The following is a 12,522-nucleotide window of genomic DNA, read 5'->3' as shown; positions in this document are numbered from 1 at the left end:
TGGGCCGGCGACTGACGCCAGTAGCAGGAAGCCGGCCAGCAGAATTTCACTTCAGCGCCTGAATCAGGCGGTTTCGGAAGCCAACTGTGGAGCAGCTATCGACGTTTACCCATGCCCGGTGCACCTCCACTGGCAATGTGGACCCATCCAGCGAGCTTGGATCGATCCGGAGCAGAACGGGGATCATTTTATCACCCTGGATCATGCCATCAGAACAATGCGAGATACAGGAGCTGACATGCTCGATAAGTACAAAGAAACCTCACGAGGAGGACTTGCGGTGAACCTCGTAGAGTGCTGATTCCGCCACCTCCAGCCTGACGAAGTCTTTTCCGGGCTGTTTTGTAGGAAGGGCTGCGCATAGCGCACTGTATCAGTAGAGCGACATCGGCCGCCCGATGTCGCCCTCGATGAACCTGCGCAATCTCAGCCGATGCAAGTCAAAACTGCTTGCGCCTTTTTCTACCAGCTCGGCAATGACCTGCCCCACCATCGGCCCTAGGGCAAAACCATGACCACAAAAGCCGGTGGCAATCACTAACCCAGGTACCTCAGGTGTTGCGTCGATGATCGGGATCCCGTCCGGCAGCACATCGATCATACCTCCCCAGCTCTCAACCACGCGTACGTCCTTGAGCTCGGGGAACGCTTCGATCAGTGACCGTATTGCCGATGTGACACTGGTGGGGTCAGGCCGCGCGTGTGGGTCTCGCTCGCCCAGCAGCGGCGGACCTGACCGCCAGCGTTGGCTCAGGTCACGGACCACATCATTCTTGAAGCTCAGATTGAACATACCCCCATGCCTAGCTAACAATGGCAGGTACCATCGAGCCCCGCGTAGTAGGTCGAAGCTCACATCAAGGATTGCACGGGTACCGTCGGCAATGTTAAAGCTCCCGTCACGACGCTGGCGAAAGCCAACGCCATGTCCGATATAGGTTGTTCCACCTACCTGCGGTCCGGCACTGGTACGCGACACGGTGCAGCGCACCACCTGCTGGGGAATGATCAACCCCACCGCCTTCAATAGCCGCCAACTGCTGGCACCGGCTGCGACCACCAGCCGCCGGGTGGAAATGTATCCGCGCTCAGTCTCAACGCCACTGATGAAGCCTGCTTGGGTATCGATGCCAGTTACCCCGCAGCCCTCGGCGAAGTATACGCCTCGTTCTCGTGCCCGTTGCGCGAACGCCGCCGTGACCCGCCGAGGTTCTGCCTGGCCATCGCTGGCCGTATAGAGGCCACCAAGAGCGCGCTTGCCTAGCGCTGGCATCAGCGCATTGACCTGCTTGCTTGCTAGCAGACAGGTGTCCAGTTCGTGCTCACGGGCAATAGCCAACCAACTATCGAACCGCGCCATTTGCGCCTCGTCGTCGGCACTGTAAAGGCATCCGGCCTGGATCCACTCTAGCGACGTCTGCAATTCTACCTCCAGCCCTTGCCACACCGAAATGGCCGCTTTCATAAGCGGCACTTCGGCCGGATCGCGCATTTGCTGGCGCACAAAGCCCCAGGCACGGCTCGATTGCTGGCTAGCGATCCCGGCCTTGTCGCAGACCACTACGCTCAAACCCCGATTACTCAGGTAATAGGCCGCGGCACAACCCATGATTCCGGCACCGGCGATGACCACGTCGGCCTGTTGCGGCAGCGGCGCCGCCGAGCTCATACAGTCGTACATAGGGTAATAAGCGCGGGACATTCAGCCCTCCAGATCAATGACCACCCAGGTACGCGTTGCGCACCTCGTTGTTGCTCAACAGCTCCTGACCACTACCGGTCATGCAGATTTCGCCGTTGACCATCACATAGGCGCGATCCGAGAGCTTGAGCGCATGGTTGGCGTTCTGCTCAACCAGGAAAATTGTCATGCCACTCTGCGCCAACTCGCGCAGGGTAGCAAAGATCTGCTTGACCACGATTGGCGCCAACCCCAGTGACGGCTCATCGAGCAGCAGCAAGCGCGGCCGGCTCATCAAAGCACGGGCAATAGCTAGCATTTGCTGCTCACCACCTGACATTGTCATGGCGCGCTGGTTACGCCGCTCCTTTAGCCGGGGGAAGATATCGAACATGCGCTGCATGTCTTCATTGGCATGCTTGTCGCCGATGGGAATAGTACCCATCATCAGATTCTCTTCTACTGACATGTCGGGAAACACCCGGCGGCCCTCCGGCGACTGGGCAATACCGTTGGAGGCTATGTAGTGTGAGGACTTCTGTGAGATATCAATGCCTTCGTAGAGGATCTGTCCCGAGCTGGCACGCGGCTGGCCGAAGATTGACATCAGCAGCGTCGACTTGCCTGCACCGTTGGAGCCTATGAGGCTGACGGTCTCGCCAGAATGGATATGCAGCGAGACCTTCTTCAGCGCCTGAATCGGGCCGTAGAACACATCGATACCACACATTTCAAGAATCGGCGTCTTCATACAAGCTCCTCCTCTTCGGCACCCAGGTAAGCGGCGATAACTTTAGGGTCGTTGCGGATTTGCTCGGGCTTGCCGCTGGCGATCACATTGCCGTGGTCGAGCACCACGATGTCATCGGAAATTCCCATGACCATACCCATGTCGTGCTCGATCAGCACAATAGTCATGTCGTGCTCGTCGCGCAGACGACGGATCATGCCGCTGAGGGCGATGGTTTCCTGGGGGTTGAGGCCAGCTGCTGGCTCATCCAGGCAGATGATCTGCGGGCGCGTACACATGGCACGGGCGATCTCCAGGCGGCGCTGCTGGCCGTAGGACAATTCGCCGGCAAGGCGGTTGGCGCAATCAACCAAGTCGACCACCTCAAGCCAATAGAACGCCGCGTCCAGCGCCTGCTGTTCGGCCTTGCGGTAACCGCGAGTATTAAGAAGGCCGGCGAGCATGCTCCTGTTCACCCACATATGCTGTGCCACCAGCAAGTTTTCGATCACCGACATCTCGCGGAACAGCCGGATGTTTTGGAACGTCCGCGCCAGGCCAGAACGATTGACCAAGTGGGTACCGCCAAACATCTTGTAGTACAGCCGGCTGCAGAACGCCTTGGGCGAGACGAAGTCGGTAGGGGCGAAGGGCTCGCCGAGCAGCTTGATGACGTCGGTGCGCTTACCTTGAGCGTTGAGCTCGATGCGCCCACCGCTGGCCTTGTAGAAGCCAGTCAGACAGTTGAACACTGTGGTCTTGCCGGCTCCGTTTGGGCCAATCAGAGCGAAGATGGAATTGCGCCGGACTTTGAGGTTGACGTCGCTCAAGGCCTTGATGCCGCCGAACCGCATCATCAGGTGTTCGACCGAAAGAATGATCGCGTTATTCATGGTGCCACTCCTTTGCGTGGGGTTACGCCGGTACGACTGATGCGGATCAGCCCGCGGGGTCGCCAGATCATCATCAGGACCATAAGGATGCCGAACAGCAGCACGCGATATTCTGAAAAGCTGCGTAGCAGCTCCGGCATCACAGTCAGCACAAACGCGGCGATGACCACACCGATGGTCGAGCCCATCCCCCCAGGACCACGATGGCGAGGATCAGAGCGGACTCGAAGAATGTGAAGGACGTCGGATTGACGAAACCCTGATAGCTGGCGAAGAACACCCCTGCCAAGCCCGCCGTGGAAGCGCCGATGGTGAACGCCGAGAGCTTGACCAGTACGTGATTGAGGCCCATGGATCGACATGCGATCTCATCCTCGCGCAACGCTTCCCAGGCGCGGCCTACCGGCATGCGGGTCAGGCGGTGCTTGAGGTAGAGCACGGCCATTACCACTAGAAACAGCACGGCGTAGATGAACAAGAATTTGAGATCAGGGTTGTATTCGAAGTGGAAGAACTCGTGGATTGGAACACCGCCTTCCTTCGCCCGCCGGCCGAACTCCAGGCCGAACAGCGTCGGCGACGGCACCGGTACGCCATTGGGGCCGCCAGTGAACGACACCCAGTTGTTGAGCACTAGGCGAATTATTTCGCCAAAACCCAGGGTGACGATTGCCAGATAATCGCCGTGCATGCGCAATACCGGGAATCCGAGAATGCAACCCGCCAACGCCGCTGCGATGGCTGCCAACGGCAAGGCCGACCAGAACCCCAGCCCCAGGTATTGATAACCCAGCGCCAGGCCGTATGCACCAATGGCATAGAAAGCCACGTAGCCCAAGTCCAGCAGCCCGGCCAGGCCGACTACGATGTTCAGGCCTAAGCCCAGCAACACGTAGATCAGACCTAGGATCACCACAGTGAGAACGTATTTGTTGGCGAACACCGGAAACACTAGAGCAACCACGATCAAAGCTAGGATGATGAAGGGCATTCGCGACTTGTGGTCGTGGCGTAGCACATGCACCCCTGCCCCTGGATTCTCGAAGCTCTGAGAAATCGCCAGGCCACGGGGCGTCTGGAGGAACAGGCTGAGCAGCAGCCGACCGACCATCACTACCGCGACGATCCAGGCCACCCGCGCTGGTTCCAAATTGAAGCTGTAACCGTCGAGCACGACCCCGACGATCGGCCCAAACACGATTAGTGCCAATAGACCGGCGACCACCGAGTCGATCACGCTTTTCTTGAGGCAAATGGGTTTGTTGAGTGGTACGGTTTTACTGATCGCTGCTGTCATACTTTACACCTTCGCCACAAGTGGCCGCCCCAAAAGACCCTGAGGTCGGAAGATCAGAATCAGTACCAGCAGCGAAAAGCTGAAGACATCCTTGTAGTCGGTATTGACCAGACCGGAAAACTGCGACTCCGCCACGCCGAGGATCAGGCCGCCGAGCATCGCCCCCGGCAACGAGCCAATACCGCCCAGCACCGCCGCGGTGAAGGCCTTGATGCCGATGATGAAGCCGGCATAAAAATCGAATGTGCCGTAGTTGATGGTGATCAATACGCCGGCCAGAGCGGCCATAGCGGCGCCAATGACAAAAACGTAGGAAATCACGCGGTCAGTGTTGATGCCCAGGATCGAGGCCATCTTACGGTCCTGCTGCACCGCCCGGCACATGCGTCCTAAGGTCGTGCACTTGATTACGTAAGTGAGAATCGCCATACCCGAAAAGGCCGCGACCAGTATGAAAATACGTGTATAGGTGAGCTGCACGAAGCTGCCGCCGAGGCTGAAGCGCCAGGCACCTTCGAGCAACGTAGGCACGCCCTGCTGCTTGGCGCCCTGGCTGATCTGAGCGTAGTTCTGCAGAATTAGCGAAATACCGATCGCGCTGATCAACGGGGCCAGACGCGTGGAATTGCGCAGCGGCCTATAGGCCACGCGTTCTATGACGAAACCGTAGACCCCGGTGACGACGATGGTGAACAACAGGGTGCCGAAAATCAGGAACGGGAACGAATGAATCCCGAAGGATGCCATCACGGCCATGCCGATAGCGGCAAGGTAGGCCGAAATCATGTACACGTCACCATGGGCGAAATTTATCATGCCGATAATGCCGTAGACCATGGTGTAACCGATGGCGATAAGACCGTAGACCGACCCGAGGGTCAGGCCGTTGATCAGCTGCTGTAGGAAGATACCGTCCATAAAAGCTACTCATGCTGAAAGTTAAAAGTGGCACACACTGGGCATGCCACCCAACACGCGCGTGGGCGCCAGGATTACTCGACGGGTGAGTACTTGCCCTTGTCGTCCCATTTGTACATCACATAGTCGGAGACTTTGAGGTCACCCTTGGCGGTCCATTCCTTATCGCCCATCACGGTGCCGACCTTATGCGACTTCAACCAGGCTGAGGCCTTGGCACCGTCCGTGCCTTGAATACCGGTGAACGCGGCGGCGATAGCCTGCATGGCGCCGTAGGAGTACAGGGTGTAGCCCTCGGGTTCGAAACCGCTGGAGCGGAATTTTTCGACCACCGCCTTGCCTTCCGGCAGCGAGCGTGGATCCTTGCCGAAGGTCATCAGGATGTCCTTGGTGTACTGCGGGCCGCCTGCGGTGGTGACCATCTCGTCGGTGACGATACAGTCGCCGGACATAAAGATTCCGCTATAGCCCTGCTCGCGCAGCTGACGAGCCAGCGGACCTGCTTCCGGATGGCAGCCACCGAAATACACTGCTTCGGTGCTGGCCGCGCGGATCTTGGTGACCAGCGAGCTGAAGTCCTTTTCGCCACGGGTCAAGCCTTCGTACACCACGGGAGTGACGCCGCGCACGGCCAACTGCGCCTTAGTAGCATCAGCCAGGCCCTGACCGTAAGTGTCCTTGTCGTGGATGACCGCGACTTTCTTGACCTTGAGTTTATCCACTAGATAGTTACCGGCGATGATGCCTTGTTGGTCATCACGCCCGCACATGCGGAACATGCCCACCAGGCCACGATCGGTGACCGCTGGACTGGTGGACGATGGTGTAATGGAGAGGATGCCCGCTTCGTCATAGATCTCCGTGGCAGGCACGGTCGAGGATGAGCAAAAGTGACCGATTACCGCCTTGACATGCTCAGTGTCCACCAGTCTGTTGGCAACGGCCACCGCCTGTTTGGGTTCGCAGGCGTCATCAGCTTGTACCAGCTTGATCTTCTCGCCGTTGATTCCTCCGGCCGCGTTTATATCCGCCGCAGCCTGTGAAGCGCCGCGCCAGAATTGCGTGCCATAGGATGCATTAGCACCGGTATAAGGTCCGGCAACTCCGACCACGATGTCGGCAAAGGCCGCACTGGAAAAACCCATTGCCACGGAAACTGCCGCAGCCAAACGCCATTTATTTGAGATTTGCATCTTGTCGCTCCTGTTTTATTGGTAAGGTTTTAAGGCAGCAGTCAAAAGCACTCGCAGGCTCTTGTTATTGTTTGAATGGCAGTTGTTTCCAAGGGCAAAGCAGTGTTCAACGCATCGTCAGGCCGACCTTCTTGAAGCGTCGTGCCACCGATAGCGTGTTTTGCATCAACAAGGCGATGGTCATCGGCCCAACCCCCCCCGGTACCGGGGTAATGGCCGAGGTCAGCGGCGCCACTTCGTCGAAGGCAACGTCCCCGACTAGGCGCGAGTTACCGTCTGCCAGTTCGATGCGATTGATACCGACATCAATCACCAGCGCTCCCGGTTTGATCCAATCGGCCTTGACCAGCCCCGGAACGCCCACCGCGGCGACAACAATGTCAGCCTGTCGGCAGAGCTTCTCCGGCTCGAAGGTCCGGCTGTGTAACACGGTGACCGTGCAGTTGTGCTGCAGCAGCAGGCTGGCCATGGGTTTGCCGACGATGTTGGAACGGCCGATCACCACTGCATGCTTACCGCTTAAGTCATTGCCCAAGTGTTGCTGAATCAAGTGCAAAGAACCCAGCGGGGTACAGGGCACCAGGGCATCGCCCAGCGCGCCGCTGGCCAAGTGGCCGACGTTGACGTAGTGAAAGCCGTCGACGTCCTTCATCGGGTGGATAGCCTGGATCACTTTGTGCGCGTCGATATGCCGAGGCAGTGGCAGCTGCACGAGGATGCCGTGGATGTTCTCGTCGCTGTTGAGCCGGCCGATCACCGCCAGCAGCTCGCCCTCGCTGGTGTTCTCGTCGAGGTCGATCTGCTCCGAGTGAAAGCCGCACTCTTTAGCGCGCAGCCCTTTGTTGCGCACGTACACAGCGCTAGCCGGATCGCTGCCCACCAGCAACACGGCGAGGCCGGGACGCAGATGCTCGGCAACAACAGCCGCTTTGACTTGCTCGACGATAGCCTGGCTGGCAGCCTTGCCATCGATAATCACGGGCGCAGCTTTAGTGGAAAATGACGGTACGGTCTTCATTGAGCAGAATCCGATGTTCGAGGTGGAGTTTCACGGCCTTGGCCAGCACCTGGCATTCGGTGTCGCGGCCAATGGCAACCATGTCGTCGGCGGTGGCCGCGTGATCGACTCGGTGCACGTTCTGCTCGATGATCGGGCCTTCATCGAGATCCGCAGTGACGTAGTGCGCGGTGGCGCCGATTAGCTTTACGCCACGCTTGTGAGCCTGGTGATAGGGCCGTGCACCCTTGAAGCTGGGCAGGAACGAGTGGTGGATGTTGATGACCTTGCCGGTCAGTTCACGTGACAGGTCATCAGAGAGAATCTGCATGTAGCGGGCAAGGATGATCAGATCGATTTTCTGCTCGCGCACCAGCGTTAGCATCACAGCTTCTTGGTCGAGCTTGTTCTCCGAGGTGATCGGCATATACACGAAGGGGATGCCTTCGTGCTCGGCGCGACGAGAGAATTTCTGGTGGTTGGAGACTAGCGATACCAGCTCCATAGGCAACTGACCGATACTGTTGCGGTAAAGCAGATCGTTCAGGCAGTGGCCCAGTTGTGAGACCAGGATCATCACCCGCGGCCTTACGTCCAGGTCATAGACCTGCCAATCCATGCCATAGGCCAGTCCTACCGGAGCGAAGCCTTCGCGGAAGCTTTCCATGGTGGTGCGCTCGTCGACCACGAAGCACACGCGCATAAAGAAACGCATGTTGTCGGGGTCCACGTACTGGCCGCTCTCCATGATGTTGCCACTCTGTGCGGCGATGCAGTTGCCTACCGCTGCGACAATGCCCTTGCGGTCACTGCAAGCCAGGGTGAGGACGAATTTCTTGGCGCTCATTGCCTTCTCCAGCGTTTGGATCTGTGAGTGTTTTTTACGGCTCATAGACGATCTGCTCGCCCTAGGCTTGGTACGCCGCAGCCGCGTGGCTGATCAGGCGGTACAGATAATGGGAAAACGAGAAGCGCATGAGGATGCGGAAGCAATCCCGGTCCATGCGCACGAAGTGGCAGGGAATACCCTTCAGCGTCGTGGTCACCACCTTGCCTACCGGGAACTCGCGCTCGGCAAAGTTGTAGTGGCTGAGTTTGGCCAGGCATGCCTCAACCGCCGGGCCTTGCAACTCCAGGCAATTGAAGCTGCCGGAAGTATCAATCACCGCCGCGAATGAGCCCTGCAAGGTGCGCTGTAGGGTCTGTACCCAGTGATCGCGCTGGCTCATCGGGCTGATCAGCAGGCTTTCGTTAGGCGAGATCCACAGCAGCACATCGGCGCCATCGGTGGCGTAATGCGCAGTCGAGCTCAGCTTCGCCGGGGTGCTCAGGCCAGCGCTTTCCAGCCCCTCGCTGACCTCGGCGCTGGCGAGGACTCCGCGCACAGTGATGTAAGCCTGCAGGCGAATCTCGCGCAGGTTGAGGCGCGAAGGCTTGGCACCGATCAAGGCACCCTGGAAGGGTTCTAGGGCGGTGCGATACTGCAGTTGCAGTTGCTCGTTGGCCAGATCAGACATTTTGCCGCGCCCCTTCTTTGTCGTAAAACACAGTGCCGCATACCCGCACGGCGATTCGCTTGCCGCTGTGATGCGCGGCGTACAGCACTTCCCCTTCCCGCTCCCGTCCGCCTTCGAGCATCGCAAGAGCAATGGAGTGGTCGAGAATCGGGCTGTAGTAACTGGAGGTCACGTAGCCCTGGGTCTGCTTGCTGCTCGGTTCGGCGATCAGTTGCGCGCCCTCAGGGAGTACCTCCTGTGGGTCGAGGGTCAGCAAGCCGACGTATTGTTTGCGGTTGGTGCCGTTCATGTACGGCCGCGCTAATGCGCGTTTGCCGAGGAAGTTGTGTGGCTTTTTCTTCGATAACAGCCATTGCATGCCCAGATCTACCGGACTGACCGCACCGTCGGAGTCCTGGCCGACGATAGCGAAGCCTTTCTCGGCGCGCAGCACATGCAGACTTTCTGTGCCGTAGAGAGTCATACCCCACTGCTGGCCGGCCTTGTGGATGAGATCCCAGACCGCGTGGCCATAGTTGGCCTGGACATTGACCTCATAAGCCAGTTCACCGGAGAAGCTGATGCGCATGATCATCGCCGGCACGCCATGGATCGTGCCCTGGCGCCATTGCATGAACGGGAACGCCTCGTGATCAAAGTCGATGTCACTGCATACGCTGCGCAACACTTGGCGGCTGTACTCGCCGACCACCGCGGTCGTGCTCCAGTGGTCGGTGACCGAGGTCAGGAATACCTTTAGGTCAGGCCACTCGGTCTGTAGCCAGGCTTCGAGAGTGACGAACATGTTCGCCGCGCCACCCGTGGTGGTGGTCATCAGGAAGTGCTGGTCGCCGAGGCATGCGGTCACGCCGTCATCCTTGACGATGCCGTTGTCATCGAGCATCACTGTATAGCGACAATTGCCAGGCTTGATCGCGGTCCAGTCGTTGGGCAGCACGCGGTTGAGGAACTCGCGGGCGTCAGGCCCCTGCACATCGATCTTGCCCAGGGTCGAAGCGTCCATCATGCCAACCTTGCGACGCACCGCTAGGCATTCGCGCTTGAGCGCATCGGGCATCGACTCGCCCTTCCGCGGGAAGTACCAGGGGCGCTTCCACTGGCCAACGTTTTCCCACTCAGCGCCGTGATGGAGATGCCAGAAATGCATCGGCGTGTGGCGCTCGGGCTCAAACAGTTCGCCAACAAACTCACCGGCCATGGCACCGAAGGTCACCGGCGTGTAGGCCGGACGGTAAGTGGTGGTGCCCACGGCGGTCATGGGCTTTTGCATGACCTCGCTGGCGATCGCGACGCCGATGACGTTGCCGGTTTTGCCCTGGTCCGTGCCGAAGCCCAATGCGGTGTAGCGTTTGATGTGTTCGATGCTGCGAAAGTTTTCGCGGATGGCCAGGGCAATGTCCTTGGCCATGACGTCGTTCTGCAAGTCGACGAACTGCTTACCCTTCCAGTCCGGAGCGCGGAAGAACGGCGCGCACTTTAGACTGGTGGGCGCATCTATGAGGACCGCATCGGCGGCCCTCAATTCCAGGCTGAGCAGCGCCTCGCGTGCCGCCAGGCGGCCCGAAAGCTGACAGTCGCGCGCGGCACTAAAGCCCAGTAGGGAGCCGGCATAATGCCGATACTTGCCCTGTGCCGCTGGCATGAATGCGCAGTGTTCGTCAGACCAGAATGGCTTGGCGCCAGTGTGGCAATCCAGATGCACCACCGGGCTCCAACCGCCGGACACCGCCAGAAGATCGGCCGCTAATGTGATCCGCTCGCCCTGTTCGCGCCAACTGCAGTCACCGTTGTGGCTGACGCCCTGAACGATTACCGCCTTGAGCTGATCACTGCCCACTGCCGCGACGACGGCCGCGCTGCTGATCAATCGGGTATTGCTCAGGTGCGCAATGCTACGCATCGCCCCGGAAATCTGTGCGCGTACATCAACGATGGCCTCAACCCGGCGCCCCAGTGCGTGCAGATCTCTGAGCAGCGCATAGCCGCTGTCGTTGTTGGTGAAGATGGCGATTTTCTCGCCTGGTAGCACACCATGCTGCTGCACATAGCCCTGCACCGCGCTGGCCTGCATGATGCCCGGCAGATCGTTGTTGTCGAACGCGATCAGGCGCTCGTGGGCGCCGGTGGCAAGGATCACCCGCGCCGGACGGATCTTATGCAGGCGCTGACGCACGCTGCCGCGACGCAAACTCAGGGGCAAGTGATCCTGCACCCGTTCCAACGCCTGGATCAGGTTGTAGTCGTGCAAGGCATAGGCGCAGGTGCGGGTGAGGATCTGCACATTAGGCATGCTCTGCAGGCGCTGCTCGATGCGTTCGATCCACACCTTGACCGGCTCGGCATCGACTTCCGCACCGGCATTGGTGAACCAGCTGCCACCCAGCGCCGGGCGCTCTTCTATTAACACTACGCCCGCGCCCCCCTCGGCTACCGCCAGTGCCGCCGCTAGACCCGCCACACCGCCGCCGATCACCGCCACGTCACAGTGCAGGTTGTTGTGCTCGTAGGTTTCGGCGTCCGGCTCCACCGGCGATACCGAGAAGCCAGCCATCTTGCGCAGCAGCTCCTCGTAGTGCGGCCACAGTCGTTTGGGCTGCTGGAAGGTCTTGTAGTAGAAGCCCGCGGGCATGAACTTGTGGAACGGCTTGAACAGCGTCTTGTAGTCGGAGCTGATCGACGGCTTGCCTGTGGCCGGCCGTGCGTTCAGGCCTTCGTACAGCTCGATTTCGGTGGCCTTGATGTTGGGCGTGAAATAGCCACCAGTTTCCAGCGCGATCAGCGCGTTGGGTTCTTCGACGCCGACCGAGACGATGCCCCGCGGACGGCCGTACTTGAAGCTGCGACCGACGACGCGCACGCCGTTGGCGAGTAGCGCCGATGCCAGGGTGTCGCCCTGGAAGCCACTCATGGCGACACCGTCCCAGGTGAAATTGATGCGGCTGTCGCGGTCAATGACCTCATGACCGCCGGGCTGGCTGAAGCGCACTGTAGCATTACTCATAAGTGACCCCCTTGGGTGCGCCGGTCATGCTCCAGCTTCCCGAGATTTCGTTGGTGACGTTGTCGCGAGCGACCACGAGAAAGTGCCGACAGCCGCCGCCGTGATACCAGTTCTCATACATCAGCCCCTTGTGGTTGACTCGCATGAACAGGTAGTCGCCAAAGCCTGCGTCGTCGAGAGTATTCAGTGCGGCATCGGCGGGTCGGGCGATAAAGGCTTCACCTCGATAGGTGAACTCTTCTTCTTCGCGAACTTCATTGCAGTGGGGACAGTGGATCTTGAGCATGGATTTTTC

Annotated in this window: 10 protein-coding genes and 2 pseudogenes; 1 reads left to right on the top strand and 11 read right to left on the bottom strand. The window is 59.3% G+C overall.

The features are described 5' to 3' along the window. Nucleotides 1-175 precede the first annotated feature (175 nt). Nucleotides 176-301 (top strand): annotated as a pseudogene (locus tag QNH97_RS10530) (L-serine ammonia-lyase, iron-sulfur-dependent, subunit alpha); the annotation flags it as partial. Between the two features lie 72 nt (nt 302-373). On the opposite strand, the gene QNH97_RS10525 reads toward QNH97_RS10530, so the two are convergent. From QNH97_RS10525 to QNH97_RS10475, 11 genes and pseudogenes are all read right to left on the bottom strand, one after another. After that, nucleotides 374-1,702, bottom strand: coding sequence for an NAD(P)/FAD-dependent oxidoreductase (locus QNH97_RS10525; RefSeq protein WP_283556740.1), 1,329 nt, complete (start codon nt 1,700-1,702; stop codon nt 374-376). A 13-nt stretch (nt 1,703-1,715) separates the two neighbouring features. Beyond that, a complete protein-coding gene (locus tag QNH97_RS10520) occupies nt 1,716-2,432 on the bottom strand; it encodes an ABC transporter ATP-binding protein (protein WP_283556739.1) in 717 nt (238 codons plus the stop codon). Continuing rightward, nucleotides 2,429-3,304 (bottom strand): ABC transporter ATP-binding protein, encoded by an 876-nt coding sequence (locus QNH97_RS10515; RefSeq protein WP_283556738.1) that lies wholly within the window; start codon nt 3,302-3,304, stop codon nt 2,429-2,431. Before QNH97_RS10515 ends, QNH97_RS10520 begins: the two co-directional genes overlap by 4 nt. After that, nucleotides 3,301-4,601: pseudogene (gene livM / locus QNH97_RS10510) on the bottom strand (high-affinity branched-chain amino acid ABC transporter permease LivM). The gene QNH97_RS10515 and the pseudogene livM overlap by 4 nt, the downstream one beginning before the upstream one ends. Before the next feature lie 3 nt (nt 4,602-4,604). Beyond that, nucleotides 4,605-5,519 (bottom strand): ABC transporter permease subunit, encoded by a 915-nt coding sequence (locus QNH97_RS10505; protein ID WP_283556737.1) that lies wholly within the window; start codon nt 5,517-5,519, stop codon nt 4,605-4,607. A gap of 74 nt (nt 5,520-5,593) precedes the next feature. Further along, the gene (locus tag QNH97_RS10500) at nt 5,594-6,712 is read right to left on the bottom strand and encodes a branched-chain amino acid ABC transporter substrate-binding protein (protein ID WP_283556736.1); all 1,119 of its coding nucleotides are present in this window, start codon (nt 6,710-6,712) and stop codon (nt 5,594-5,596) included. Nucleotides 6,713-6,818: 106 nt separating this feature from the next. Beyond that, nucleotides 6,819-7,730 (bottom strand): bifunctional 5,10-methylenetetrahydrofolate dehydrogenase/5,10-methenyltetrahydrofolate cyclohydrolase, encoded by a 912-nt coding sequence (locus QNH97_RS10495; protein WP_283556735.1) that lies wholly within the window; start codon nt 7,728-7,730, stop codon nt 6,819-6,821. Next, the gene (purU, locus tag QNH97_RS10490) at nt 7,702-8,556 is read right to left on the bottom strand and encodes a formyltetrahydrofolate deformylase (RefSeq protein WP_283556734.1); all 855 of its coding nucleotides are present in this window, start codon (nt 8,554-8,556) and stop codon (nt 7,702-7,704) included. Before purU ends, QNH97_RS10495 begins: the two co-directional genes overlap by 29 nt. A gap of 61 nt (nt 8,557-8,617) precedes the next feature. Further along, complete coding sequence (locus tag QNH97_RS10485; protein ID WP_283556733.1) at nt 8,618-9,226, bottom strand: sarcosine oxidase subunit gamma; 609 nt, start codon at nt 9,224-9,226, stop codon at nt 8,618-8,620. Next, complete coding sequence (locus QNH97_RS10480) at nt 9,219-12,227, bottom strand: sarcosine oxidase subunit alpha family protein (RefSeq protein WP_283556732.1); 3,009 nt, start codon at nt 12,225-12,227, stop codon at nt 9,219-9,221. The genes QNH97_RS10485 and QNH97_RS10480 overlap by 8 nt, the downstream gene beginning before the upstream one ends. After that, entirely contained in the window at nt 12,220-12,513 is a 294-nt protein-coding gene (locus QNH97_RS10475) for a sarcosine oxidase subunit delta (protein ID WP_283556731.1), read from the bottom strand. The genes QNH97_RS10480 and QNH97_RS10475 overlap by 8 nt, the downstream gene beginning before the upstream one ends. Nucleotides 12,514-12,522: the final 9 nt, after the last annotated feature.

This window comes from Pseudomonas sp. G2-4 (assembly GCF_030064125.1).
GTDB lineage: Bacteria > Pseudomonadota > Gammaproteobacteria > Pseudomonadales > Pseudomonadaceae > Aquipseudomonas.
This window is presented reverse-complemented; position numbering and strand designations above follow the sequence as displayed.